Here is a 25870-nt window from a genome sequence, read left to right as displayed (position 1 = left end):
CCGGTCACCCCCCGAAGGACGCCCGGAGAACCATCGGAGCCACCGGAGCCACCAGTCGAAGCACCGCCCGACGGAGTCACCTCGTGCTCACCGTCCGGGTGTCCCGCCCGGACCGCAGCACCCGGCCCGGTACGGCCCCGCTCACCACGTCGTCCCGGATCGCCTCGACCCCGTTGACCCACACGGCCCGTATCCCGATCGCCTTGGAGTCCAGCCGCGGACTGTCGCCCGGCAGGTCGTGCACCAGGGTGGCCGTGCCCGCGGCGATCCGCTCGGGGTCGAAGAGGACGAGGTCCGCATGGAAGCCCTCCTCGATCCGCCCGCGCTCCCGCAGCCCGAACAACTCGGCCGGGTCGTCGGTGAGCATCTTCACGGCCTTCTCCAGGGAGGTCAGCTTCCGGCCGCGCAGACAGTCCCCGAGGAAGCGGGTCGTGTACGGGGCCCCGCACATCCGGTCCAGGTGGGCGCCCGCGTCGGACCCGCCGAGCAGGACGTCCTCGTGCTGCCAGGCCTCGGCACGCATCGCCCAGGACGCCGGATCGTTGTCGGTGGGCATGGGCCACAGGACCGTACGCAAGGAGTCGGCCGCGCAGATCTCGACCAGCGCGGCGAACGGCTCCTGCCCGCGCTCGGCCGCGATGTCCTCCACGACCCGCCCGCTGAGCCCGCGGTTGGCCTCGCTGTAGGTGTCGCCGACGACGTACCGCCCGAAGTTGGTCAGCCGCCGGAAGACGCCCGCCTCCTTGGCCTGGGACTGCCGGAGCAGTTCCTTCTGTACGTCCGGATCGCGGAGCTTCTCGATCCGCTCGGGGACCGGGAGCGCGAGGACCGGGCCCCAGCCGGGGATGAGGTTCAGCGCGCAGAAGGTGCCCAAGGACATGTTCATGGGGGTGAGGATCGGCATGGTGAGGGCGACGACCCGGCCGCCCGCCTTCCTCGCCCGCTCGCTCGCGAACAGCTGCCTCGGCACCCGCTCCGGCACGGACGAGTCGATGGTCAAGACGTTCCAGTTCAGCGGCCGTCCGGCCGCCGCGCTCATCTCCACGAACAGGTCGATCTCGGCGTCGCTGAACTGGTCGAGGCACCCGGCGACGATCGCCTCGATCTGGGTCCCCTCGTGCTCCGCGACGGCCCGGGACAGGGCCAGGAGTTCGGCGGGCAGCGCGTGCCGGGACGCCACGGGCTTTCCGTCCCCGTCGGAGTGCGTGGACGACTGGGTGGTGGAGAACCCCCAGGCGCCGGCGTCCATGGCCTCGTGGAACAGCCGCAGCATCGCCGCGAGTTGCTCCTCGGACGGCTGCCCTCCGACGGCGTCCGGTCCCATGACGTACCGCCGCAGCGCGCAATGGCCCACCATGAAACCGGCGTTGACCGCGATCCGGCCTTCGAGCGCGTCCAGGTACTCGCCGAAGGAGTGCCAGCTCCAGGGTGCGCCCTCCTCCAGGGCGACCAGCGACATCCCCTCGACCTTGGACATCATCCGGCGGGTGTAGTCGGCGTCGTCGGGGCGGTCCGGGTTCAGCGGCGCCAGGGTGAAGCCGCAGTTCCCGGCGGCGACCGTGGTGACCCCGTGATTGAGGGAGGGGGTCGCGTACGGGTCCCAGAACAGCTGGGCGTCGTAGTGGGTGTGGGGATCGACGAAACCGGGGGCGAGGACGAGCCCGGTGGCGTCCTCGCCGGTCCGGGCGTCTTCGGTGGCCCCTTGGCCGATCACGGCGATACGACCGTCCCGGATGCCGACGTCGGCGGTGAAGGCGGGCGTCCCGGTCCCGTCGACGACGGTCGCCCCCTTGATGACGTGATCGAGCATGGAACCGACCCCCCTCAGACGGATTCGCGGAACCGGGTCGTCCGATGCACCGGATCCGTGTCGATCTTCGGGATCACGTGCTCCCCGATGAGCCGGATCGTCTGCAGCGTCTCCTCCTTGGGCACCCCCACCGGCAGCCCGAAGCTCAGCTGGTCCGCCCCGGCCTGCTCCCAGCGCTTGCACTGCCGGACCACCTCGTCCGGGTCCCCGCAGATCAGCAGCTCCTCCTCGATGAGCAGCTCGACGAACTCCGCGGTGTACTCGGGCAGGGTCTCCGGCCACACCGGGAACCCCTCGGGCCGCGGGAAGGTGTCGTGGTACCGGAAGACCAGGGACGGCAGGTAGTGCAGGTCCCCGCGCACGGCGATGTCGATCGCCTCGGCGTGCGTCGGCGCGCAGATCGCCGTCGTCGTCACCATGACGTTGTCGTTGACGAAGTCCCCGATCGGCTCGGCGTCGACCACCGCCGTCTTGTACTGCTCCAGCACCCACTCCATGTCGGAGACCTTCTGCACGCTGAAGCCCAGCACCCCGAGCCCCTTGCGCGCGGCCATCGCGTACGACGGCGGCGACCCGGCGGCGTACCACATCGCGGGGTGCGACTTCCCGTACGGCTTGGGCAGGACCTTCCGGGGCGGCAGCTGCCAGTGCTTGCCCTGGAAGCCGGTGTACTCGTCCTGGAGCCACATCTTGGGGAACTCGGCGATGGTCTCTTCCCAGATCTCCTTGGTGTGGTTCATGTCGGTCACCCCGGGGATGAACCCGAGGATCTCGTGCGACCCGGCCCCGCGCCCGCTGCCGAACTCGAAGCGGTTCTGGGTGAGATGGTCGAGCATGGCCACCTTCTCGGCGACCTTCACGGGGTGGTTGACCTGCGCAAGGGGGTTGAAGATGCCGGAGCCGAGGTGGATCCGCTCGGTCGCGTGCGCGAGGTAGCCGAGGAACACGTCGTTGGCGGAGAGGTGCGAGTACTCCTCCAGGAAGTGGTGCTCGGACGCCCAGGCGTACTTGAAGCCGGACCGGTCCGCCTGGATGACGTACTCGGTCTCCTCCATCAGCGCCTTGTGCTCGGCCAGCGGGTCGGTCTCGGCGCGCTTGCCCACGTATCCCTGTACAAAGAGCCCGAATTCCAAGGAGGTTCACCGTCCCCAGTCTGTTCCCGACCGTTTCTGACACTCCGTCAGATTTCTGATCTGCCGCCGACTGTGGCACCGGGCGCATACAGCGTCAATAGCTGATGGCCAGTCAGATGACGGCGAGGGCCTCAGATGACGGAGACCCCGGCGAGCCAGCCGCCGTCGATCACGAAGGGCTGGCCGGTGATGTACGAGGAGTCGGCGGAGGTCAGGAACAGCGCGAGCGCCGCCACCTCCTCCGGCCGCCCGATCCGGCCCAGCGGCACGAGCTTGCGGTAGAACCGGTCGAGCCCCCGGGAGGCCTCCTCGGCGTCCGCGGACGGGTCCAGGACGGCCGGGTTGGACATCGCGGTGTCGACGGCCCCGGGACACATGGCGTTGACCCGGATGCCGCGCGGCGCCAGCTCCAGCGCGGCGACCCGGGTGAGCCCGAGGATCGCGTGCTTGGAAGCCGCGTAGGCGCCCACGCCCGCCATCCCGGTCACCCCGGTGTAGGAGGCCGTGTTGACGATCGTGCCCCCGTCGGACAGCACCGGCCCGACGGTCCTGATGCCGAGGAAGCAGCCGACCTGGTTGACGTTCACGATCTGCATGAACTCGTCGAGCGGTGTGTCCAGGAGAGAGTTGAAGCGCAGGATGCCGGCGTTGTTGACGAGCCCGTCGATGTGCCCGTACTCCTCGACGACGGCCTGGGTCGTCCGCCGCCAGTCGGCCTCCTGGCTCACATCCAGGTGGACGTACAGCGCCCCGATCTCCTCGGCGAGCGACTTCCCCTGCTCGTCCAGCACATCGCCCACGACGACCTCGGCGCCCTCCTTGCGGAACAGCCGGGCCTCCTGCTCGCCCTGCCCGCGCGCCGCGCCGGTGACGAGCACGACACGTCCGTCCAGCTTGCCCATGCGGTGACTCCTCAGAGGTGGGGGGCGATGTCGGCGCCGAACGCCGAGATCTGGTCGATGAGTTCGGTACGGCCGCGGCTGCGGAAGCGCACCTGGATCTGGTCCACGCCCATCGCGCGGTAGGCGCGCAGGGACTCGGCGAGCTCGTCGGGGCCGCCGCTGAGCGTGCGGCGGCCGACGTCCCACGTGGGCGTGCCGAGGTGGAGCGGCTCGGCGATGGCCCCGACGGTGAACGGTCCTTCGCGGCCCGCCTGTGGCCGCAGCCGCCGTATCCGCTCGATCTGCGCGGGCAGCCGGTCGCGGGGGTCGCCCTGGGGCAGCCATCCGTCGCCCTTGAGGGCGGCCCGGCGCACGGCGGCCGGGGAGGAACCTCCGACCCACACCGGTACGCGGGACTGCGCGGGCCTCGGACGCTGACCGAGGCCCTCGAAGTCGTAGAACTTGCCGTGGTGTTCGGGGTACTCCTCGGGCCCGAGGGCTGTGCGCAGCGCGTCGATCGACTCGTCGAGTACGGCCCCGCGCCCGGCGAAGTCGACCCCGAGCGCCTCGAACTCCTCCCGCACATGTCCCGCGCCGACGCCGAGGATCAGGCGCCCGCCGCTGAGGTGGTCGAGGGTGGCGTACTGCTTGGCGGTGAGCAGGGGGTGCCGCAGCCCGACCACCGCCACATGACTCAGCAGGCGCACGCGTTCGGTCACGGCCGCCAGGTGGGCGAGGGTGGCGACCGGGTCGTACCAGACCGTGCTCATCGCGGGGGCGAGGCGGCGCGGGATCGCCACATGGTCGCAGGCGGCGATGTACGCGAACCCGGCGCGGTCGGCGGCCCGGGCCACCTCGACGAGGTCCTCCGGACCGGCGCCGGCCTCCCAGGGCTCGGCGTAGATCGTGGACTGGGACTGGACGGGGAGCTGGATGCCGTACTCCATCACTTCGGGCCGCCCCAGAGGCCGTCCGGGGTGAGCCCGAGCAGCTCGATGGCGTTGCCGCGGACGATCCGCTCCACCACGTCGGCGTCCAGGTGCCCCATCTGGGCCTCGCCGACCTCGCGGGACTTCGGCCAAGTGGAGTCGGAGTGGGGGTAGTCGGTCTCGTACAGCACGTTCCCCACGCCGATCGCGTCGAGGTTCCTCAGCCCGAACGCGTCGTCGAAGAAGCAGCCGTAGACGTGCTCGGTGAAGAGTTCGGACGGCGGGCGGTGGACCTTGTCGGCGACGCCGCCCCAGCCGCGGTTCTCCTCCCAGACGACGTCGGCGCGCTCCAGGATGTAGGGGATCCAGCCGATCTGGCCCTCGGCGTACATCACCTTGAGGTTCGGGAAGCGCTCGAACTTGCCGCTCATCAGCCAGTCGACCATCGAGAAGCAGCAGTTGGCGAACGTGATGGTGGAGCCGACGGCGGGCGGGGCGTCGGCGGAGGTGGAGGGCATACGGCTGCTGGAGCCGATGTGCATCGCGATGACCGTGCCGGTCTCGTCGCAGGCGGCGAGGAAGGGGTCCCAGTCGTCGGAGTGGACGGAGGGCAGGCCCAGGTGGGGGGGTATCTCGGAGAAGGCGACGGCGCGGACGCCGCGGGCGGCGTTGCGGCGTACCTCGGCGGCGGCGAGCTCGGCGTCCCAGAGGGGTATGAGGGTGAGCGGTATGAGGCGCCCCTGCGCCTGGGGGCCGCACCACTCCTCCACCATCCAGTCGTTGTAGGCCTGGACGCAGAGCAGGCCCAGTTCGTGGTCCTTGGCCTCGGTGAAGGTCTGGCCGCAGAAGCGGGGGAAGGTCGGGAAGCAGACGGCGGACTGGACGTGGTTGACGTCCATGTCGGCGAGACGGGCGGGGACGTCGTACGACCCCGGGCGCATCTGCTCGTAGGTGATGACCTCCAGCTTGATCTCGTCCCTGCTGTAGCCGACCGCGGTGTCGAGGCGGGTGAGGGGGCGCTGGAGTCCCTCGTACAGCCACCAGTCGCCGAGGGGTCCGTCGTCGCCCGGGGCGCCCATCACGGGCTTGAAACGGCCGCCGAGGAAGCTGATCTCCTTGAGCGGGGCGCGGACCGTGCGGGGGCCGGTGTCGAGGTACTTCTTCGGGAGCCGGTTCTGCCAGACGTCGGAGGGCTCCACCGTGTGGTCGTCGACGGAAATGATCTTCGGAAGTGCCGTCGTGGTCTCCATGCCGCTCACGGTAGCGCTGATCTGACGGCCCGTCAGCTCCGTGAACGGGGGCCGAGGGGACGGTTCCTGTGCGGAAGTGTGCGAAGGGCGGGTGAGGACCTTGTGACATCCGGCCCGTCCTCCTGTGATCACCCTCTCCACAGCTGACGCATCCGCCGCGGACAAGGCAGACTGACGGGGTTGTAAACAGGCCCTAGGGGGACGGCGATGGACGGTGCACCGCGAGTGCCGGAGCAGAGACGTCCCGGCTCCTCGACGGGGGCCGGGGAGGACGCGGGGTTCTTGGCGGGGGCCGGGGAGGACGCGGGGTCGGTGGCGGGGGCCGGGGAGGACGCGGGGTCGGTGGCGGGGGCCGGGGAGGACGCGGGGTCGGTGGCGGGGGTTGGGAAGGACGCGGGGTCGGTGGCGGGGGTTGGGAAGTACGTGAGCCCTGCGGGCGGAGCCGAGCAGGACACGGGGTCGATGGCGGGCGCCGGGCAGGACGCGAGCCCTGCGGTGGGCGGAGCCGGGGAGCACACGAGCCCTGCGGCCGAAGCCGGGGAGCACGCGGGGTCGATGGCCGGGGCCGGGCACGACGCGAGCCCCGCCGCGGGCGCCAGGCAACACACCAACCCCGTGACCGCAGCCGGGCACCACACGAGCCCCGCCCCGAGGGCTGGGGAGGGCACGGGCTCCGCGACCGCAGCCGGGCAGCACACGAACCCCCCGGCCACAGCCGGGCACCACATGAGCCCCGTAGCGGGCACCCGGCAGTCCACGAACCCTGCGACCGCAGCCGAGCAACACACCAACCCCGCCGCGAAGGCCGACGAGGACACGCGCTCCGCGACGGGAGCCGGGCAGCAGCACACCAGCCCCGCAGCCGCAGCCGGGCAGCACACGAACCCCGAGACGACGCCCGCCCCGTTGTCCTTCTTCGTGCTGGGGCCGGTGCGGGCTCGGCGTGGAGAAGAGGTGTTGAACACCGGGTCGCCGCAGCAACGTGCCCTGCTCGCGGCCCTGTTGCTGCGTGAGGGCCGTACCGCTACCGCCGCCGAGCTGATCTCCGCCCTGTGGGGCGAGGAGCCGCCGGAGCAGGCGCTGGCCGCCGTGCGCACGTACGCCTCGCGGCTCCGCAAGATCCTCGACCCGGGGATCCTGGTCAGCGAGTCCGGCGGGTACGCGATCCGCGGGCTCGGCGAGGACGCGCTGGACCTCGCCGCCGCCCAGGAACTCGCCACCCGGGCGGAGAAGGCCAGGAGCGCCGGAGACCTCTGCCACGCGCGGGAGATCCTGACCCGGGCACTGGGGCTGTGGGACGGCGAGGTACTCGCCGGCGTACCCGGGCCGTACGCCGAGGCACAGCGCGTGCGGCTGGAGGAGTGGCGGCTGCAACTCCTGGAGACCCGCCTCGACATGGACCTGGAGCAGGGCTGCCACGCGGAGGCGGTCTCCGAACTCACCGCCCTCACCGCCGAGCACCCCCTGCGCGAGCGGCTCAGGGAACTCCTCATGCTCGCCCTGTACCGCAGCGGCCGGCAGGCCGAGGCCCTCGCGGTCTACGCCGACACCCGCCGCCTGCTCGCCGACGAACTCGGCGTCGACCCCCGCCCCGGCCTGCGCGAGCTCCAGCAGCGCATCCTCCAGGCCGACCCCGGTCTCGCGGAACCCTCCTCCCCGCAGCCCGAACCGGTCGCCGCCCCCGTCCGTCCCGCCCAACTCCCGGCCACCGTCCCGGACTTCACCGGCCGCGCCTCCTTCGTCACCGAACTGAGCGAAGTGCTCGCCTCCGGCTCCGAGGGCCGCGTGATGGCGGTCTCCGCGCTGGCCGGCATCGGCGGCGTCGGCAAGACCACGCTGGCCGTGCACGTGGCCCACCAGTCCCGCTCCGCCTTCCCCGACGGGCAGCTCTACGTCGACCTCCAGGGCGCCGGCGCCCGGGCCGCCGACCCGGAGACGGTCCTCGGCGCCTTCCTCAGAGCCCTCGGCACCGCCGACTCCTCGATCCCCGACTCCCTGGAGGAACGGGCCGCCCTGTACCGCTCGGTCCTCGACGGCCGCCGGATCCTCGTCCTGCTCGACAACGCACGCGACGCGGCCCAGATACGGCCCCTGCTCCCGGGCACGGAAGGCTGCGCGGCCCTGGTGACCTCCCGGGTGCGGATGGTCGACCTCGCCGGGGCCCACCTCGTCGACCTGGACGTCATGTCCCCCGACGAGGCACTCCAGTTGTTCACCAAGATCGTCGGCACGGAGCGGGTCGCCTCCGAGCGCAAGGCCGCCCTCGACGTGGTCGCCGCCTGCGGCTTCCTCCCGCTCGCCATCCGCATCGCCGCCTCCCGCCTCGCGGCCCGCCGCACCTGGACGGTGTCCGTCCTCGCGGCGAAGCTCGCGGACGAGCGTCGGCGGCTGGACGAGTTGCAGGCCGGAGACCTCGCCGTGAAGGCCACCTTCGAACTCGGCTACGGCCAGCTGGAGCCCGCCCAGGCCCGCGCCTTCCGCCTGCTGGGCCTCGCCGACGGCCCCGACATCTCGCTGGCCGCGGCCGCCGCCGTACTGGACCTGCCCGTCGAGGACACCGAGGACCTCCTGGAGGCCCTCGTCGACACCTCCCTGCTGGAATCGGCGGCGCCCGGCCGCTACCGGTTCCACGATCTCGTACGGCTCTACGCGCGTGCGTGCGCCGAGCGGGACGAGTGGCCCCCGAGCGTGGGGGCACCTCCCACGCCTTTCGGGCAGTGGGGGAGGGAGGCCGCCCTGTCGCGGCTCCTGGACTTCTATCTCGCGACCGCGGCGGCGGTGTACGCCATCGAGCGGCCCGGCGACCGGCTGGTGGAGCACCTGGAGGAGATCCGCTACCCCGGTCTGTCCTTCGAGGACCGCCACACCGCCCAGGACTGGCTGTACGCGGAGGCCAACGCCCTGCTCGCCTTCGTCCAGCAGTGTGCCAAGGGGGCTCTGCTGCGACGCGCGGTGGATCTGCTGTGGGTGGCGAAGGACCTGGCCGAGTCGGGGGCCAACTCCAAGCAGTACGAGGTCGCCGCCGTCGCCCTGCGGGACGCGGCCGACGCGGCGGACGACCCGCGCAGCCGCGCGCGTGCGCTCACCACGCTCACCAACGTCCATCTGGTCGCCGGCCGCTTCGAGCAGGCCGACGCGGAGGCCCGGCTGGCCATGGACCTCGCCCGTGCGGCGGACGACCTGGCGCCCCGTTGCTGGGCCGCCAACGACCGCGGCATCATCGCGCTGTACCAGGGGCGCCACTCCGAGGGCGAGGCGTACCTGAAGGAGGCCATCGAGAGCTTCCGGCTCGACCGGAACCTCGCGGGCGAGGCCAGCGCGCTGTGCAACCTCTCCCGTATCCACCTGGCCATGGGGCAGAGCACCAGCGCCGTGGAACTCGCCCAGCAGGGCATCGTCATCTACGACCGGCTGGGGCACACGCTGCGCGGGGCGAACGGCCGTTACGCGCTGGGCCTGGCGCTCACCGGGCAGGGACGCCTCGATGCGGCCGTGGACCGGCTGACGGAGGCGCTCGAGGTGTTCCGCGACAGCCGACAGCGGCTGTGGGAGGGCATGACCCTCTTCCGGCTCGCCGAGGCGCACCTCGCCGGCCACCGTCCCGCGCAGGCCGCCGCCCTCACCGAGCAGGCCCTGGCCGTACTGCGGGGCATCGGCGGCGAGTGGCGGCGCGGCAACGTCCTGACGGTCCTCGGCCGCGCCCTCAGCGGGCTCGGACAGCCCGGCCGGGCACAGGCGTGCTGGCAGGAGGCGCTCGGCATCTTCGAGCAACTGGACTCGCCGGAGGCCACCGACGTACGGCTCCTGCTCACCCCATCGGCCACCGTGTAACCCCGCCGGCGCCCACCCCACCGACAGGGCCGGCAGTCCCCCGCGCCCGAGTCCAGCAACAAGACGCTGCCCCCACCCAGCGCCACCGACACCCGACGCCCCCTCACCCCGCCGACAGAGGTGGCATGCCTGCACGTCCGACTCCCGCTCACCCACCCCGTCGGCAGACGTGGCGAGCCACAGACGCCCGACTCCGCACGCCCCGCTGCCCACACACCCCGCCACCAACACCCGGCTCCCGCTCACCCCGTCGGCCACCGTGTAACCCCGCCGGCGCCCACCCCACCGACAGGGCCGGCAGGCCCCCGCGCCCGAGTCCAGCACAAGACGCTGCCCCCACCCAGCACCACCGACACCCGACGCCCCCTCACCCCGCCGACAGAGGTGGCATGCCTGCACGTCCGACTCCCGCTCACCCACCCCGTCGGCAGACGTGCAGGGCGTGCGGCGGACGGGCGTTCATCGTTCGTTTATCGCCGCGCGGCACCCTCAGGGTGTCGATCCGTCGCGTCGGGGGGCAGACGGGTCAGCGGTGGTCGCCATCGCTAGGGTTACCGACCCTGACATGCCCGCCCGGCGACCCTCGGGGGAGTCGCCGGGCGGGCATCGGCCCATCACACCAACGGGAGAGTCACCACCCATGAGTGCAACCGAGAAGCAGGACGGCACGGTCAAGCCGCTCGACAACCACGCCACGCGGACCGAGGACGAGGTCAAGCCGCTCGACAACCACGCCACCGGCGCCGAGAAGGTCGTCACCCTGGCCGCCGGCACGACGGACGGCACGGTCAAGCCGCTCGACAACCACGCCACGGACGAGAAGGCCTGACAAGGACTTTCCACGCACGGGGATCGGCCGCGGCGGCGCGGAGGGGGAGCCGTCGCGGCCGAGGCGTGTCCGGGGGGCGGGTCCTTCAGGGCCGCCGCAGCTCCCCCTTCACCACCTTCCCGCTCGCGTTCCTGGGCAGCCCCGCCACGAACTCCACCGACCTCGGCACCTTGTAGTTCGCCATCTCCCGGCGGGCCCAGGCGATCAGGTCGTCGGCGGTGAGGACCGAGCCCGGGCGGCGGACCACGTACGCCCTGCCGACCTCGCCGAGCCGGGCGTCGGGCACGCCGACGACCGCCACGTCGGCCACCGCCGGGTGCAGGCCGAGGAGTTGCTCGATCTCCGCCGGGTAGGCGTTGAAGCCGCCGACGATGAACATGTCCTTCAGCCGGTCGGTGATCCGCAGGTTCCCGGAGGCGTCCAGGACGCCGATGTCCCCCGTGCGCAGCCAGCCGTCCTCCGTCACCGCCTCCGCCGTGGCCGCCTCGTCCTCGTAGTAGCCGCGCATCACGTTGAAGCCGCGGACCAGCACCTCACCGGGCTCCCCGGCCGGCGCCTCGACCCGCACCTCCGTCCCGGGGATGGCCCGTCCGGACGTGGACGCGATCACCGGCAGCGGGTCGCCGCGCCGGCACATCGTCACGATGCCGCTCGCCTCCGAGAGGCCGTACGCGGTCAGGACCGTCTCCACGCCCAGTTCGCCGTGGAGCTGCTCGACCAGACGCAACGGCACCACCGCCGCACCCGTCACCACCAGGCGCAGCGCGGACAGGTCGTGGGAATCGCGTGCCGGATGGTCGAGGAGCGACTGGTGGAGGGTGGGCGGGCCCGGCAGCACCGAGACGCGTTCCGCCGCGATGTTCGCCAGCGCGGTGTCCACGTTGAACACCGGCTGCGGGATCATCGTCGCCCCCCGCATCAGACAGGCGATCACCCCGGCCTTGTAACCGAAGGTGTGGAAGAAGGGGTTGACGATCAGGTAGCGGTCGCCGTGCCGCAGACCGGCCAGTTCGCACCACACGTCATACGCCCGCAGGGTCTGCTCGTGGGTGATCACCGCACCCTTGGGACGGCCCGTCGTCCCGGAGGTGAAGACGATGTCCGAGGGCCAGGACCCCTCGACCGCCGAGGCCCTCGCCCGTACCTCCGCCTGACCGACCCCGTCCCCGCTCGCCAGGAAGTCCTTCCAGGTGCGGTAGTCGGCGGGGGCGTCGTCCGACAGCACCACCACCTGATCCAGCTCCGGCAGTCCCGGTCCCCGGGCGAGCGCCCGGCGCAGGGACGCCACGTACGAGGTGCCCAGGAAGGTGCCGGTGACGAACAGCAGCCGGGTCCCGCTCCGGCGCAGCACGTCCGCGGCCTCGGTGCCCTTGAAGCGGGTGTTGAGGGGGACCAGGACCGCGCCCGCCGACACCGCGCCCAGCGCCGAGACCATCCAGTCCAGGGAGTTGGGGGCCCAGACGGCCACCCGGTCGCCCGGCCGTACGCCGTTCGCGATGCACGCGGCCGCCGCCCGCTCCACGCGGGCGCCCAACTCGCCGTACGTGACCCGGTTGCGGCCCTCCACGACCGCCTCCGTGGCGGCGTACCGCTGCGCGGCCCGGGCGACCAGCTCCGGGATGCTCCGCCACTCCACATCGGCCTCCCCGAAAGCGGAAACGCGTTAGCTGACTACCCGTCAGATTAGCTGTAGCCTGACGGGCTGTCAGCAGGCCTTACAGTGTGCGGAGGTGCGTGCAGCGTGACCCTCAAGGACGCCACGGCGATCGTCGGTATCGGAAGGACCCCGTTCGCCAAACACCTCGCCGAGGACGAACGGACCCTGGCCTGCCGGGCCGTTCTCGCCGCCCTCGACGACGCCGGGATCGCGCCCCGCGAGGTCGACGCCCTGGCCTCGTACACGATGGAGGAGACGGACGAGGTCGAGCTGGCGAAGGCCGTCGGCCTCGGCGACCTCACCTTCTTCAGCAAGGTCGGCTACGGCGGCGGCGGTTCGTGCGCGACGGTCGCCCATCTCGCGGCGGCCATCGCGAGCGGCCAGGCGAGCGTCGGTGTCGCCTGGCGGTCGCGCAAGCGCGGCTCGGGCCCCCGCCCCTGGACCAACACCACCGTCCAGCTTCCCACCCCCGCCCAGTGGACGAGACCCTTCGGCCTGCTCCGGCCCGCCGATGAGATCGCCATGCTCACCCGCCGGTACATGCACGAGTACGGCGCCACCCGGGACCACCTCTTCAACGTCGCCCTCGCCTGCCGCAACCGCGCCAACCAGAACCCCGCCGCGATCATGTACGACCGCCCCCTGACCCGCGAGATGTACATGACCTCCCGCTGGATCAGCGAGCCGCTGTGCCTCTTCGACAACTGCCTGGAGACAGATGGGGCGTTGGCGTGTGTGCTGGTCAGCAGGGAGCGCGCCCGCGACTGCCCCACCACCCCCGTCTACGTCCACTCCGCCGCCCAGGGCCTGCCCGCCCAGCATCACGGCATGGTCAACTACTGGAACGACGACCCGCTCACCGGCCCCGCCTGGACCGCCGCCCGACACCTGTGGAAACACGCCGACTTCACCCCGCAGGACGTCGACGTGGCCCAGATCTACGACGCGTTCACCTCCCTCGTCCCGCTCTCCCTGGAGGGCTACGGCTTCTGCGGTCGCGGCGAGGGCGGCGCCTTCACGGAGGGCGGCGCCCTGGAGATCGGCGGACGGCTGCCGATCAACACCGGCGGCGGGGGGCTGTCCGAGGCCTATGTGCACGGCTTCAACCTCATCGACGAGGGCGTACGGCAGCTGCGCGGAACCAGTACCGCGCAGGTGCCGGACGCCGCGACCTGCCTCGTCACCGCCGGCGAGGGCGTTCCCACCTCCGCCCTGCTGCTGACCAACAGGAGCTGACATGCTCGAACCGGTGAAGGACGCCACGGGCGCCCCCTTCTGGGAGTACGCGGCCCGGGGCGAACTGCGCGTCCAGGCCTGCGCCGACTGCGGCGAACTCCGCTTCCCGCCCCGGCCCTGCTGCCCGCACTGCCAGTCGTTCGCCGAGGAGTGGCGCCCGGTCTCCGGGCGCGGCCGGATCTGGTCCTACGTCGTCCCGCACCCGCCCCTCCTGCCCGACTACGCGGCGCTGGTGCCGTACAACGTGGTCGTGGTCGAGCTGGAGGAGGCTCCCCGGATACGGCTGGTCGGCAATCTGGTCGCCGTGGCCGGGGCGCCCGTCAACTCCTTCGACCCGGGCCGGATCCGTATCGGCGCCCGGGTGCACGTGGTGTTCTCGGACGGGATGCCGCAGTGGGTGCCGGCGTGAGGGGCCTCAGGGTCACCGCCGACAAGGACACCGGCGTCGCCGTCGTCACCCTCGACCGGCCGCACCGGCTGAACGCCATCGACCTGGAGATGCGGGACGAACTCGTCGCCGCGTGGCGGGAGTTGCGCTTCGACGACTCCATTCGGGCCGTGGTCCTGACCGGCGCCGGGGAGCGGGCCTTCTGCACGGGCCTGGACCGGGACGCCGAGGTGCCGCAGCCCAACTCCCCCTACATGGCGGACGATCCGCTCCTGCGTGCCGGTCCCAAGTCCAACGACCTCTGGAAGCCGGTCGTCGCCGCGGTGAACGGGATGGCCTGCGGGGGCGCCTTCTATCTCCTGGGCGAGAGCGACTTCCTCGTCGCCGACCCGGCCGCCACCTTCTTCGACCCGCACACCACCTACGGCATGGTCAGCGCCTACGAGTCGGTGCTCATGGCGCAGGTCATGCCCCATGGAGAGGCCGCGCGGCTCGCACTGATGGGAACGGCGGAACGGCTCTCCGCCGAGCGCGCCCACGCCATCGGGCTCGTCACCGAACTCACCGAGCCGGGCGGGGCGTTGGCGGCCGCGACCGCCGCCGCCGAAATCATCGCCGGGTATCCGCCGGAAGGGGTGCAGGGCACGGTCCGCGCGCTCTGGGCGGCCAAGGAGGCCGCCGTGGCACAGGGCTTCGCGCAGGCGGCGCACCTCGTCGCGCTCGGGAACCTCCCCCCGGACCGGCAGGCGGAGCTGTTCCGTTCCCGGCAGTCCGGATTCCGGCTGCGTTAGCGCACCAGGTCGGCTTCCGGCTCGACCTGGCAGTGGTCGAGCTCGGCCAGGACGGACCGGCCCGCCTTCACCTGGACGTTCGACGTGCCCCTCGCGGGCACCTTGATCTGCTTGGTCTGCGAACTCAGCGCCTTGCCCGCCGCGTCCGCGAAGGCGAACTCGACCTCGAAGGTGGCCTGGCGGCTGTTCGGGTTGGTGACCTCGACCGTCGCGTAGGGGGTCGCCGTCGTCGCACAGCTCACCACGCGCGCGGTGCCGTCCTCGGGTGCCGAGCTGCGGCGGGTGCTGGTCGTACGGGGTGTGTAGCTGTCGTGGTCCTGGCTGGAGCTGCTGCACCCCCCGCCACCGTCGCTGTCCCCGTGACTGCTCTTGTGCCGCCCGCTGCTCTTGTGCCCGGTGGAGAACCCCGTCAGCGACAGGACCACCAGCACCGACACAGCCGTGAACTTGAGAACGCGCCCCCGTGTGTGCATGTGATCACTCTAATGGCGGAACGCTAGGTCCGCGCGGTCCCCGTCCCCTTCTCCGCGTCCAGCGCGTACACGCACCGGTCCTTGCTGCACGCGTACACCACTCCGTCCTTGACCACTGGCGACCCCGTGATCTCCCCGCCGGTGGCGAGCTTCCAGCGCAGGCGCCCGTCGTCGGCCTTCAGGGTGTAGAGCAGGTGGTCCGTGGACCCGAAGTGGATACGGCCCTCGGCCACCGCGGGCGCTCCCACGATGTCCCCGCCGGCCTGGAACCGCCATTTCGGCGTGCCGGTGACCGCGTCCAGCGTGTACAGGCCCTTGCCGCTGCCCACGTGGACATGGCCGCCGGCCACCAGCACCGGCTCGACCGATGCCCGGGCCTCGGTGGCGATGCGCCAGCGGTCGCGGCCGTCGGTCGCGTCGAGGGCGTACACCGTGCCGAGGTAGTCGGCGAGGTAGATCCCGCCGCCCGTCACCGCGGCCCCGGGCACGAAGGCCGGCGGGCACAGGAAGACCGCCGGGGCCTCGAAGTGCCAGCGGACCCGTCCGCTCGCCACCTCCAGGGCCATGACGCGCGTCCCGGCCGAGATGTACACGTACCCGTCGTGGGCCTGGGCCACCCGGATCGGAACCCCGCCGCAGGACGCGGCGTCACCGATGGGGAACGCCCAGCGCTCCTCGCCGGTGCGGGCGTCCAGGGCCCGCAGGCGGCCCTCCTGCCAGACGTAGACCGTGCCCTGGTGGAGCGCGGGTCCGGCCTCGGGGGACTCGAAGTCGGTCTGGCAGCCGGCGATCTCCCAGAGCTTGTGCCCGTTGGACGCCTCCCATGCCTGGACGCCACCGCCGCGGGTGCCGGTGATGACCGTGCCGTGCTCGGCTTTGAGGGAGTACACCCAGGCGTCCGTGCCGAGCCGCCACTGGTCGGCGCCCTCGCGGGCGTCGAGGGCGAAGAGGGTGGGGCCGTCGGAGGCGTGGATACGGCCGTCCGCGACCGCCATCGACCAGGCCACGTCCCGTGTCTTGAAGCGGCGGCGGCCGGTGCCGACGTCCAGGGCGTGCACCTCGAAGGAGGTGACGTAGACGAGGTCCCCGGCGACGGCCGGGGTGCCCCACACGTCGTTCGACATGCGGAACCGCCAGGGCCGCCAGCCTGCCGCGTTCTCCGGCGGGGCGGGCGGGGGCACCGGTACGGCCGGGCCCACGGCGGCGTCGGTACCGTTGACACCGGGGCGCGGCCGGGACCAGGAGGCGACCAGGCCGGCCTCCGGCGGGGGCGCCTTCACGGCGGCGGCCCGGGCGTCGGCGACGCGCGGTCCGGGCCCGATGGGCACCTGGGCGCCCGCGAGGCGCACCGGGCCGGTGTCGGGGGCGCCGGCCGGGACGGGCACGGGCGGCGCCGGGTCGTAGGCGGGCGGTGGCGGTACGACGGCGGGGCGGCCGCCTCCGCTGCGGGCACCGCCGGTCTGAGTGGGCGCCGGGCGGCCGCCGCGCCGGGTCTCGATCATGGCGACGGCCTTCTCGGGCAGCCACGCCGACGCCGTACCGCTGTCGTCGGAGCCGGAGCCGAAGAGGTGGGGTGCCAGCTGGGCCTGGAGGTCGGCCGGGTTGGGACGGGCGGTGGCGTCCATCTGCATACAGGACTCGATGAGCGGACGCAGTTCGTCCGGGAGTCCTTCGAGGTCGGGGCCCTCGCGCAGCAGCATGAAGACCGTCTCGACCGGGTTGGCGCCGTGGAAGGGCGGGTGGCCGGTGGCGGCGAAGACGAGCATGGAGCCGAGCGAGAAGACGTCGCTGGCGCCGGTGACGCTGCGGGAGTCCTTCGCCTGCTCGGGGGACATGTAGGCGGGGGTGCCGACGGCGACGTTGGTCATCGTCAAACGGGTGTTCGAGACGCCGGACGCGATACCGAAGTCGATCACCCGGGGTCCGTCCTCGACCACCAGGACGTTGGAGGGCTTGAGGTCACGGTGGACCAGACCGGCGCCGTGGATGGACTGCAGGGCCTCGGCGACACCCGCCGCGAACCAGCGCACCGCCTGGGCCGGGAGCGGCCCGCACTCGTTCACTATCTCTTCGAGGGAGGGCGCGGGGACGTACGCGGTGGCCAGCCACGGCACCGCCGCGCGCGGGTCGGCGTCGACCACGGCCGCCGTGTAGAAGCCGGAGACCGCCCGGGCCGCCTCCACCTCCCGGGTGAAGCGGACGCGGAAGAGCTGGTCCTCGGCGAGCTCCGTACGGACCGTCTTGATCGCCACCCGCCGGCCCGACGCCGAGCGCGCGAGATAGACCAGCCCCATGCCGCCGGCACCGAGCCGTCCCAGCACCTCGAACGGCCCGATCCTGCGCGGATCGTGCTGCGTCAGCTGATCCACCACTCTGCCTGCCACCTCCCCGTACAAGCCGCGCCACCCACATATGTACGCGACCCCGTGCAGCGTCTCACCACCGCACCGCCATGGCGGCACGCGACCCTGATTCTTCCTGGCCTGAGGCCTGGTGGCGAACCCAGGGTCAAATAGGGTGTCACGCACCAAAGCGGATCCTTCTACCGCTCCGATCGTTCCAGAACGGCGAATGACGCCCCCTGATTGTCGGTGACGACGGCCACTTTTCCGTACGACGTCTCGAATGGCGGCGCCTGGACCCGTCCGCCGAGCCGGCCGACCGTCCCGAGCACCGACTCGCAGTCCTCGACACCGAAGTGCACGAGGAAATGGGGCGGCATCTCGACGGGGAACACGTCGGAGACGGGGGCACGGCCGAAGTCGGGGTGGGCCTCGGGTCCGAAGAGGGCATCGTGGAAGAGCCCGCCGTAGAAGGCGTTGGCGGCCTCGGTGTCGCGCGCGTACAGCTCGGTCCAGGCGAAGGTGCCGGGCTCGTGCCGGGCTCCGAAGCCGGGGTGGCCGCCCGGCTCCCATAGGCCGAACACGGCCCCCTCCGGGTCCGTGACCAGGGCGGACGTACCCAGCTCGGCGACCGGCATCGGCGCGGTGACGACCTGTCCGCCGGCCGCCCAGATCCGGTCGGCGAGGCCTTCGATGTCCGGGGTGGCGAAGTAGACCGTCCACACGGTGGGCATGCGGCCGTCCGCCTTGCGGGCGAGGGCGGCGACGGGTCGGCCCTCGTGGTGGGCCCACACCGAACCCCCTTGGGCATCCGTACGGTCCTGGAAGGTCCACCCGAAGAGCTCGCCGTAGAACCGCTTGCCGGCGGCCACGTCGGGCAGCTGAGCGTCCACCCAGCAGGGGACGCCCTCGCCGTATCCCGTTCCGTCTGCGGATGCCCTGTTTTCGGCCATACCGTCAAAGTAACGGTGACGCACGCACCCCGCAGGACCAGGCACACCCGTCTCCCGGACCTCGCGCACCCCATTTGCAGTCGGCCGAATCGCGCTCCGATCACCCCTCGGTAAGCTGACGGCATGACAGGACAAGTGCGTACCGTCGACGGCCGTGTGGCCGGCCGGCGTGGGCAGGCGACCCGGCAGAAGCTGCTCGACTGCCTCAGCGAGATGCTCAGCTCCTCCCCTTACCGGGACGTCAAAGTCATCGATGTCGCCCGGAAGGCGGGCACTTCACCCGCGACCTTCTACCAGTACTTCCCGGACGTCGAGGGCGCCGTCCTGGAGGTCGCCGAGCAAATGGCCACCGAGGGCGGCCAGTTGACGAAGCTGCTCGACGGCCGGTCGTGGGTCGGCAAGGCGGGCTGGCAGACCGCGCAGGAACTCGTGGACGGTTTCCTTGAGTTCTGGCGCAAGAACGACGCGATCCTGCGCGTGGTCGACCTCGGGGCCGCCGAGGGCGACAAGCGCTTCTACAAGATCCGCATGAAGATCCTCAATTCGGTGAACAACTCCCTCGCGGACGCGGTCGCCGAGCTCCAGTCCAAGGGCAGGGTCGACAAGGACGTCAACCCGGCCGCGGTCGCGGGCTCCCTCGTCGCGATGCTCGCGGCGGTGGCCTCGCACCAGAAGGGCTTCCAGAGCTGGGGCGTCAAGCAGGCCGAACTCAAGCCGAATCTGGCGCTGTTGGTGCACCTGGGCGTGACGGGCAGGAAGCCGACGAAGTAGCCGGCCCTTTTTCGAGTCCTGTCTGGCGGGCGGCCGTTCACACGGGTGGACGGCCGCCTGTCGTGCGTCCGGGGATCACCTCCGGACGATCCTGAAGAGCCGTATCTCCCGCTCGACCCGCGCCTGATAGGTGGCGTACGGCGGCCAGAACGCCAGCGCGGTCTTCCATACGGCCGTCCGCTCCTCCCCCGTCAGCAGGGTCGCCGTCACGTCGATGTCCTGTCCCTTCCAGCTGACCGAGGCCTCGGGGTGGGCGAGGAGGTTGGCGGTCCAGGCGGGGTGGCCCTCGCGGCCGAAGTTGGAGCCGATGAGGATCCAGGTACGGCCGTCGTCCTCGGGCATGCAGGCGAGCGGGGTCCGCCGGGGCAGCCCGCTTTTCGCCCCCGTCGAGGTGAGGACGACCCCGGGCAGCATCTGCGCGCTGAGCAGGAACCTCCCCCGCGTGATGCGGTGCACGGCCCGGTCCAGGGCCGGGATCACATGCGGCGCGACCTTGGCGAAACCGCGCGTGGACGACACCCTCTGGACCACCCTCGTCCCGATCACACCGACACCTCCGCGCCCGTGAAAAGCCGTGCCGCGTCGGCGGCGTGCGCCCGCAGCCGGTGCGCCGGGCCGAAGAGCAGTTCGTCCGCGGTGGCGCGCTTGAAGTACCGCTGGGCCTCGTGCTCCCAGGTGAACCCGATGCCGCCGTGCAGCTGGATCCCTTCGGCGGCGGCGGTCCGCAGCGCGTCGAGAGCCTGGGCGAGGGCCAGCCCGCCGACCCGCTGCTCCTGGTGAACGGCGGCCCAGGCGGCGAAGTAGGCCGCGGAACGGGCCGCTTGGAGCTGTACGTACACATCGGCGAGCCGGTGCTTGACGGCCTGGAAGGACCCGATCACCCGCCCGAACTGCTCCCGCTGCCCGACGTACTCGACGGTCATCTCCAGCACCCGCTCGGCCGCCCCGACGGCCTCACAGGCGAGGACAGCGGCGGCGGCGTCCCCGGTACGGGCGAGGGCCCCGAGGACGTCGCCCCCATGATCTTCTCCCAGCAACTCGGCTCGCACATGCCGTAGTTGGATGCGAGCCTGGGGGCGAGTGGCATCAAGGGCGGTCTGCCGGGTCCGGACGAGCCCGGGGGCGTCACCGGGCACGAGAAAGAGAAGGGTACGAGAGCGGGCGAACCCTCCGGCATGGGCGGCGACAAGCAGAAGACCGGCACTGTGCCCGTCGAGCACCTGCTCGACCTCGCCGTACAACCGCCAGCCGGGGGTGTGGGGTTGGCTGCCATCGGATCGTCGGGCCTGGACTCCGCCCGCGCGGCCTCCGCCCGCCCACTCGCCGCTGTTGTCGCCGGTGAGGCCCAGGGCTGTTCCCGGTGGCACGGCGAGGGCTGCGGTCAATGTGCCGGAGGCCATCCGGGGGAGCAGGTCGGCGCGCTGCTTCTCCGTACCCAGGGCCAGGACCAGCGGGGCCACGAGGACCGACGTGGCCAGCAGCGGCGTAGCCGCCAGCACTCGGCCCGTCTCCTCGCAGGCCAGCGCCAGTTCGGTCGCCGAGCAGCCCACACCGTCGTACTCCTCGGGAAGCGCCAGCCCCGGCAGTCCCAGCTGTTCGGCGAGGGTCCTCCACAGCGCCGGGTCGTAGCCGGCCGGAGTGTCGACCGCACTCCTCGATTCCTCGGGACCGCAACGCCTCCGCAGCAGTTCCCGCAACGCACTGCGCATCTCGTCCTGTTCGGCGGTGAAGCGAGCGTCCATGGCTCTTCCTCTTCCCTCCCGATCTGACGGTCCGTCATATTAGGAGCGCCCGCACCAGATGCCCAGAGGCAGGAGGCCCTCATGCCCCCCGGGAGCCGGAAAGTCGCGATCACCGGAGTGGCCCTGGCCGACTGCGGTCGCGTGGACGGCACGACCCCCTACGCCCTGCACGCCCAGGCCGCCCGCCGCGCCCTCGCCGACGCGGGCCTGGACCGCGAGCTGATCGACGGCGTGGCCTCCGCCGGTACCGGCACCCTCGCCCCCGCCGAGATCGCCGAGTACCTGGGCCTGCGCCCCACCTGGGTCGACTCGACCTCGGTCGGCGGCTCCACCTGGGAGGTCATGGCGGCCCACGCGGCCGACGCGATCGCCGCCGGACACGCCAACGCCGTCCTGCTGGTCTACGGCTCCACGGCCCGCGCCGACATCAAGGAGGGCCGCCGCACCGGCACCCTCTCCTTCGGCGCCCGCGGCCCGCTCCAGTTCGAGGTGCCCTACGGCCACACCCTGATCGCCAAGTACGCCATGGCGGCCCGCCGCCACATGATCGAACACGGCACGACCATCGAGCAGTTGGCGCAGGTGGCGGTCCAGGCTCGCGCGAACGCCGCCCTCAACCCCGACGCGATGTTCCGCGACCCGATCACCGTCGCCGACGTCCTCTCCGGCCCGATGATCGCGGACCCCTTCACCAAGCTGCACTGCTGCATCCGCTCCGACGGCGGCGCGGCGGTGCTGCTCGCGGCCGAGGAGTACGTACGGGACTGCCGTACCGCTCCCGTCTGGGTGCTCGGCACCGGGGAGTACGTCTCGCACGTCAGCATGTCCGAGTGGCCCGACTTCACCGTGTCCCCGGCGGCGGTGAGCGGACGGCTGGCCTTCGAGCGGGCCGGGGTGCGGCCGGAGGAGATCGAACTCGCCGAGATCTACGACGCGTTCACCTACATGACGCTGGTGACCCTGGAGGACCTCGGCTTCTGCGGAAAGGGCGAGGGCGGCGCCTTCGTGGAGAAGGGGCGGCTGCGGGTCGAGGGCGGGGACCTGCCGGTGAACACGGACGGCGGCGGACTGTCCGCCCAACACCCGGGAATGCGCGGGCTGTTCCTGCTGGTGGAGGCCGTACGGCAGCTGCGCGGGGAGGCGGGGGCACGGCAGGTGCGACGCCGGGACGGGTCGACGCCGGGGCTGGCGGTGGCGTCCGGGACGGGGGGCTGGTTCTGCTCGTCGGGGACGGTGGTGCTGGGGCGTTAGGGCACGACTCTGATGGTCGCCCTGTCGTTGGCGGTGTCCGGGTCCCTGCGGCCCACGTCCCACGGGCTGGACGGGTCCTTCTCCAGGAGGCTCAGCACGCCCTCGCCGAAGAACCACGGCGAATCGGTGATCATCCGGATGCGGCCCGAAAGGTGGGTGACGTCCGACCTCGGTACCGTCTGAGGCATGGCAACGGATCTTCACGAGCTGCTCAGGTCACTGCGGGTGTGGGACCCGGAGGTCACCTCGCTGCCCTCCTTCGACCCCGCAACCGCGCCCGCGACCCCGCTGGAGCTCTTCACCACCTGGTTCGCGGAGGCGGTGGCCGCCGGGCAGAGCGAGCCGCACACCATGTCTCTTGCGACGGCCGACGCGGAGGGCCGGCCGGACGTACGGACCGTGATGCTGCACGGGGCCGACGCGGACGGCTGGGCCTTCGCGAGTCACTCCCACAGCCGCAAGGGAGGGCACCTGTCGGTACGGCCGTACGCCGCCCTCGGCTTCTACTGGCCGGTCCTCGGCCGGCAGGTGCGGGTGAAGGGGCCGGTGAGCGCGGCGCCCTCCGAGGAGGCGGCGGCGGATCTGCACGCCCGCTCGACCGGCGCGCTGGCCGCCGCGCTCACCGGCCGCCAGAGCGAAGTCCTCGGCTCACTGGACGAGTTGGCGCGGGTGTCCGAGGAGGCGTGGGAGCGGGCGCAGCGGGAGCCGGAGGTGCCGGTCCCGTCCTGGAAGCTGTACCGGCTGGTTCCGGACGAGGTGGAGTTCTTCCAGGGGGACGAGCGCAGACGGCACGTACGGCTCGTCTACCGGCGTACGGACGGCGGGTGGGCCCGGGAACTGCTCTGGCCCTGAAAGTCGTACACCGCGAAGTCCGCCACCGGCCGGTAACCGATGCGCTGGTAGAGGGCATTGCTGGTCGGGTTGGCCAGGTCGGTGAAGAGCAGCACCTGGTCGGCGCCCCGCTGCCGGGCGAGCCGGCTGACCTCGGCGGTGGCGGCGCCGGCGTAGCCGCGGCCCCGGAGCGGGGCCGGGGTGTAGACGGGCGCCACCCTGATCTGGCCGGCGACCGGCGGGGTGAGACCGGCCATGGAGACGGGGGTGCCGTCGGGGGCCTCCCAGAGGGCGACACTGTCGTGGGCGAGGCGGGCGTCGGCCCAGGACTCGGCGCGCACGCCCTCGCTCTCGCCGACGTCCCGGCTGAACTCGCCGAACCAGCGGACCAGCAACTCCCGGTCCCGCGTCTCGGCGATCCTCGGCCGCCCTTCCGGGGCCGGCCGCGGCACGGTCAGCGTGTCGAGCCGGTACAGCCGCTGCCGCCGGTACGGCACGGGCGTGGCCCCGGTGCGGCGCCGCCAGGCCTCGGCGAAACCGGCGGCGGTCCCGGCCTCGGCCCCGACCCCGGGGACGGCCCGGCCCAGGGCCTCCAGGTGGGCGGCGAGGGAGTCGACGCGGGCAGCGGTCAGCGGCGTGAGGTACAGCCGGTGGGGCGGGGTCCGGAAGTAGGCCCCGCGCACGCTCCCGTCCTCCTCCAGCAGCCCGAAGCAGGGCGCCTCGTCGCCGTACGCCCGGAGCCCGCAGGTGCGCAGCCCCTCGGTCACGGTGAGGAAGACGGTGTGCAGGTCCGGGCGCGAGTGCAGGAAATCTCCGGCGCGGGTGAGGAACTCGTCGAGGTCGTCGGTGGTGTGCCAGCCGTCGGGGCGCATGCTCCATGGTCCTGCGAAGTCGGCCCCGGCGCCCGCGAATTACTCCGAGTCCGTCGCCAGCCGGGCGTGCAGGTGTACGTCCCGGAACGCGTCACGCCGTCCCGCCTCGAACATCGCGCCCCGCAGCGTGCCCTCGTAGCGGAAGCCGCAGCGTTCGGCGATGGTGCAGGAGGCCTCGTGGCCGAGGGCGTGGCCCAGTTCCAGGCGGTGCAGGCCGAGGTCGGTGAGCGCCCAGTGGGCGGCGAGGCGCAGGGCACGGGTGGCGACGCCGTGGCCGCGGGCCTCGGGGAGCACCCAGTAGCCGACGCGGGCGGTGCGGAAGACATGGTCGATCATGTTGACGCCGAGGTGCCCGAGGGTCGTACCGCTCGTCTCGTCCGTGATCCGGTACGACGCGCTCGTGCCCTGCGCCGCCTGGTCGGCCCTGTGTCGCATCACGGCACGGGCGCCGTCGAGGTCGTGGATCGGGGTGAGAGGCGTGTTCCAGCGCCCGAACTCGGGGTCCAGCGAGCCGCGCAGCCAGTCCTGGGCCTGCACGTCGGAGTGCGCGTCCCAGGCGCACAGGCGCAGGCCGTGGCCGCGCAGCGGGGTGAAGGGGCGGATGAGGTGCTGATCGTCGACGTCGGTCATCCACCCATTCAAACCGCCACGGCCGTCCGGTGCGGCCTGAATCTCGGTAGCGCCAGCCCGGCTCTCAGGCCCCCGTGGGCGCGGTCGACGATCTCCGCCACCACCAGGTCCCCAGCAAGACCGACGCCGTCACTCATGGCCTGATCTTTCAGTCCCCCGCCAAGGAGGACGACCTCCGACTCCAGCCCGCCTGCAGATCCTCACCGGCACAACCGACCGACACCGCCAGGCCTGCGGCAAAGCCGACGCCCATCACTCACCCCGAACCGCGACAGCCCTCCCGCGCGGCCCGGAATCCGCCAAGCCACCAGCAAAGCCGACGCCCACCACCCATTCACCCCCCAACCGCCACAGCCGCCCCGCCCGGCCTGAATTTCGGCACCCCGTCCGGAAAGACCGCCTCCAACTCCAGCCCCGCCCGCAGGTCCTCATGCGCGCAGTCGACGATCTCCGTCATCATCCTGGGGCCCTCGGTGAGGTCGACGACGGCGGCGATGTACGGGACGCGGTCCTTGAAGGGCGGCAGGTCGTTGCGGTGGACGACGGACCAGGTGTGGAGCGTGGCGCGGCCGGTCGCCGGGGACCAGGTGACGTCCTCGCTCCAGCAGCGGGGGCAGAATTCGCGGGGGTAGTGGTGGACTTGGGCGCAGGTTCCGCAGCGCCTGAGCAGCAGGACGCCTCGCGCCGCCGCGTCCCAGTAGGTCCGCGTGAAGGCGTCCGTCTCGGGGAGGTCGTACCTCGCGGCCATCAGAACCAGCCCAGCGCCGCGTCGAGCGACCACGTCTGCCAGGACATCGCGAACAGGGCCACGACCGAGATGAGGGCCATCATCGAGTTCTGCCCCTGCTCGGCCCAGTCGTGGATCATCAGGGTGAAGTAGAGGACGTTCAGCAGCAGGCCGCCGACCAGGGCGAGCGGGGTCAGGAGGCCGAGGATCAGGCCCGCGCCGAGGGCGAGTTCGGCGTAGGCGACGACGTACGCCATGGCCTTGGGGCGCGGTGCGACCATCACCTCGAAGCCGCTGCGGACCGGGCTCCAGCGGTGCTTGGCGGCGATGTCCGCGGCCCAGGTGATGCCGCCGCCCTCGAACCACGTGCTCTTGTCCTTGTGCCGCCAGCTCTCCAGCCACCACAGCCCGAGTCCGATGCGCAGGACGGCCAGCCACTGCGCGCCGGTCAGCCAGATCGTGTCCATGAAATCTGACGGTACGTCAGATCCAAGGGCCCGGGAAGACCGCGGTCACGGTAAGAATCCTGTGCGCGCGGCGGGA

24 protein-coding genes are annotated in these 25870 nt (G+C 72.0%); 8 read left to right on the top strand and 16 right to left on the bottom strand.

The window, feature by feature from the left end:
• Positions 1 to 76 precede the first annotated feature (76 nt).
• The 5 genes from ACIRP7_RS03950 to ACIRP7_RS03930 form a co-directional block, all read right to left on the bottom strand.
• Positions 77 to 1810, bottom strand: coding sequence for an amidohydrolase family protein (locus ACIRP7_RS03950; RefSeq protein WP_403653552.1), 1734 nt, complete (start codon positions 1808 to 1810; stop codon positions 77 to 79).
• A gap of 14 nt (positions 1811 to 1824) precedes the next feature.
• Positions 1825 to 2943 carry an LLM class flavin-dependent oxidoreductase gene (locus tag ACIRP7_RS03945; RefSeq protein ID WP_403653549.1) on the bottom strand — a complete coding sequence of 373 codons (1119 nt, stop codon included), beginning with the start codon at positions 2941 to 2943 and terminating at the stop codon, positions 1825 to 1827.
• A gap of 131 nt (positions 2944 to 3074) precedes the next feature.
• The gene (locus tag ACIRP7_RS03940) at positions 3075 to 3845 is read right to left on the bottom strand and encodes an SDR family NAD(P)-dependent oxidoreductase (RefSeq protein ID WP_403653546.1); all 771 of its coding nucleotides are present in this window, start codon (positions 3843 to 3845) and stop codon (positions 3075 to 3077) included.
• Between the two features lie 11 nt (positions 3846 to 3856).
• Positions 3857 to 4771, bottom strand: coding sequence for an LLM class F420-dependent oxidoreductase (locus tag ACIRP7_RS03935; RefSeq protein ID WP_403653543.1), 915 nt, complete (start codon positions 4769 to 4771; stop codon positions 3857 to 3859).
• Positions 4771 to 6012 (bottom strand): amidohydrolase family protein, encoded by a 1242-nt coding sequence (locus ACIRP7_RS03930; protein ID WP_403653540.1) that lies wholly within the window; start codon positions 6010 to 6012, stop codon positions 4771 to 4773. Before ACIRP7_RS03930 ends, ACIRP7_RS03935 begins: the two co-directional genes overlap by 1 nt.
• 717 nt (positions 6013 to 6729) lie before the next feature.
• Between ACIRP7_RS03930 and ACIRP7_RS03925 the strand changes: the two genes are divergently transcribed.
• Complete coding sequence (locus ACIRP7_RS03925) at positions 6730 to 9834, top strand: BTAD domain-containing putative transcriptional regulator (protein ID WP_403653538.1); 3105 nt, start codon at positions 6730 to 6732, stop codon at positions 9832 to 9834.
• 640 nt (positions 9835 to 10474) lie between these two features.
• Positions 10475 to 10663, top strand: coding sequence for a hypothetical protein (locus tag ACIRP7_RS03920; protein WP_403653535.1), 189 nt, complete (start codon positions 10475 to 10477; stop codon positions 10661 to 10663).
• 85 nt (positions 10664 to 10748) lie between these two features.
• Here the strand turns inward: ACIRP7_RS03920 and ACIRP7_RS03915 are convergent, their stop codons facing one another.
• Positions 10749 to 12299: a FadD3 family acyl-CoA ligase gene (locus ACIRP7_RS03915; RefSeq protein ID WP_403653532.1), complete on the bottom strand. Its 1551-nt coding sequence runs from the start codon at positions 12297 to 12299 to the stop codon at positions 10749 to 10751.
• Positions 12300 to 12404: 105 nt separating this feature from the next.
• On the opposite strand from ACIRP7_RS03915, the gene ACIRP7_RS03910 reads away from it, so the two are divergent.
• The 3 genes from ACIRP7_RS03910 to ACIRP7_RS03900 are packed head-to-tail and all read left to right on the top strand — an operon-like array spanning position 12405 to position 14735.
• A complete protein-coding gene (locus ACIRP7_RS03910) occupies positions 12405 to 13556 on the top strand; it encodes a lipid-transfer protein (protein ID WP_403653529.1) in 1152 nt (383 codons plus the stop codon).
• A gap of 1 nt (position 13557) precedes the next feature.
• Positions 13558 to 13965, top strand: coding sequence for a Zn-ribbon domain-containing OB-fold protein (locus ACIRP7_RS03905; RefSeq protein ID WP_403653527.1), 408 nt, complete (start codon positions 13558 to 13560; stop codon positions 13963 to 13965).
• Positions 13950 to 14735: an enoyl-CoA hydratase/isomerase family protein gene (locus ACIRP7_RS03900; RefSeq protein WP_403653525.1), complete on the top strand. Its 786-nt coding sequence runs from the start codon at positions 13950 to 13952 to the stop codon at positions 14733 to 14735. Before ACIRP7_RS03905 ends, ACIRP7_RS03900 begins: the two co-directional genes overlap by 16 nt.
• Here the strand turns inward: ACIRP7_RS03900 and ACIRP7_RS03895 are convergent.
• The 3 genes from ACIRP7_RS03895 to ACIRP7_RS03885 form a co-directional block, all read right to left on the bottom strand.
• Positions 14732 to 15208: a hypothetical protein gene (locus ACIRP7_RS03895; RefSeq protein ID WP_403653522.1), complete on the bottom strand. Its 477-nt coding sequence runs from the start codon at positions 15206 to 15208 to the stop codon at positions 14732 to 14734. The two genes, ACIRP7_RS03900 and ACIRP7_RS03895, sit on opposite strands and share 4 nt — an antisense overlap.
• A gap of 23 nt (positions 15209 to 15231) precedes the next feature.
• Entirely contained in the window at positions 15232 to 17580 is a 2349-nt protein-coding gene (locus tag ACIRP7_RS03890; protein WP_403653519.1) for a PQQ-binding-like beta-propeller repeat protein, read from the bottom strand.
• Between the two features lie 170 nt (positions 17581 to 17750).
• Positions 17751 to 18503, bottom strand: a complete 753-nt coding sequence (locus ACIRP7_RS03885) for a VOC family protein (protein WP_403653516.1) — start codon at positions 18501 to 18503, stop codon at positions 17751 to 17753.
• A 123-nt stretch (positions 18504 to 18626) separates the two neighbouring features.
• Between ACIRP7_RS03885 and ACIRP7_RS03880 the strand changes: the two genes are divergently transcribed.
• Complete coding sequence (locus ACIRP7_RS03880) at positions 18627 to 19274, top strand: TetR family transcriptional regulator (RefSeq protein WP_403653513.1); 648 nt, start codon at positions 18627 to 18629, stop codon at positions 19272 to 19274.
• Positions 19275 to 19349: 75 nt separating this feature from the next.
• Here ACIRP7_RS03880 and ACIRP7_RS03875 read toward each other — a convergent pair whose 3' ends face one another.
• Positions 19350 to 19820 (bottom strand): nitroreductase family deazaflavin-dependent oxidoreductase, encoded by a 471-nt coding sequence (locus ACIRP7_RS03875; RefSeq protein ID WP_403653510.1) that lies wholly within the window; start codon positions 19818 to 19820, stop codon positions 19350 to 19352.
• The gene (locus ACIRP7_RS03870; RefSeq protein WP_403653507.1) at positions 19817 to 21016 is read right to left on the bottom strand and encodes an acyl-CoA dehydrogenase family protein; all 1200 of its coding nucleotides are present in this window, start codon (positions 21014 to 21016) and stop codon (positions 19817 to 19819) included. Before ACIRP7_RS03870 ends, ACIRP7_RS03875 begins: the two co-directional genes overlap by 4 nt.
• Positions 21017 to 21097: 81 nt before the next feature.
• Here ACIRP7_RS03870 and ACIRP7_RS03865 point away from each other — a divergent pair, with 81 nt between their 5' ends.
• Positions 21098 to 22267 carry a thiolase C-terminal domain-containing protein gene (locus ACIRP7_RS03865; protein WP_403653504.1) on the top strand — a complete coding sequence of 390 codons (1170 nt, stop codon included), beginning with the start codon at positions 21098 to 21100 and terminating at the stop codon, positions 22265 to 22267.
• On the opposite strand, the gene ACIRP7_RS03860 is transcribed toward ACIRP7_RS03865, so the two are convergent.
• Entirely contained in the window at positions 22264 to 22455 is a 192-nt protein-coding gene (locus tag ACIRP7_RS03860) for a hypothetical protein (RefSeq protein WP_403653501.1), read from the bottom strand. The genes ACIRP7_RS03865 and ACIRP7_RS03860 overlap by 4 nt on opposite strands.
• On the opposite strand from ACIRP7_RS03860, the gene ACIRP7_RS03855 reads away from it, so the two are divergent.
• Entirely contained in the window at positions 22454 to 23119 is a 666-nt protein-coding gene (locus ACIRP7_RS03855) for a pyridoxal 5'-phosphate synthase (RefSeq protein ID WP_403653498.1), read from the top strand. The two genes, ACIRP7_RS03860 and ACIRP7_RS03855, sit on opposite strands and share 2 nt — an antisense overlap.
• Here the strand turns inward: ACIRP7_RS03855 and ACIRP7_RS03850 are convergent.
• The 4 genes from ACIRP7_RS03850 to ACIRP7_RS03835 all read right to left on the bottom strand — a co-directional run bounded on the left by ACIRP7_RS03850 (position 23071) and on the right by ACIRP7_RS03835 (position 25794).
• Entirely contained in the window at positions 23071 to 23970 is a 900-nt protein-coding gene (locus tag ACIRP7_RS03850) for a GNAT family N-acetyltransferase (RefSeq protein ID WP_403653495.1), read from the bottom strand. The genes ACIRP7_RS03855 and ACIRP7_RS03850 overlap by 49 nt on opposite strands.
• 39 nt (positions 23971 to 24009) lie before the next feature.
• On the bottom strand, positions 24010 to 24600 hold the full coding sequence (locus ACIRP7_RS03845) for a GNAT family N-acetyltransferase (RefSeq protein WP_403653492.1): 591 nt from the start codon (positions 24598 to 24600) through the stop codon (positions 24010 to 24012).
• A 334-nt stretch (positions 24601 to 24934) separates the two neighbouring features.
• Positions 24935 to 25348 carry a Zn-ribbon domain-containing OB-fold protein gene (locus ACIRP7_RS03840; RefSeq protein ID WP_403653489.1) on the bottom strand — a complete coding sequence of 138 codons (414 nt, stop codon included), beginning with the start codon at positions 25346 to 25348 and terminating at the stop codon, positions 24935 to 24937.
• Entirely contained in the window at positions 25348 to 25794 is a 447-nt protein-coding gene (locus ACIRP7_RS03835) for a DoxX family membrane protein (RefSeq protein WP_403653486.1), read from the bottom strand. The genes ACIRP7_RS03840 and ACIRP7_RS03835 overlap by 1 nt, the downstream gene beginning before the upstream one ends.
• Between the last annotated feature and the right edge of the window lie 76 nt (positions 25795 to 25870).

Source organism: Streptomyces sp. NPDC102270 (assembly GCF_044766405.1).
GTDB lineage: Bacteria > Actinomycetota > Actinomycetes > Streptomycetales > Streptomycetaceae > Streptomyces.
This window is presented reverse-complemented; position numbering and strand designations above follow the sequence as displayed.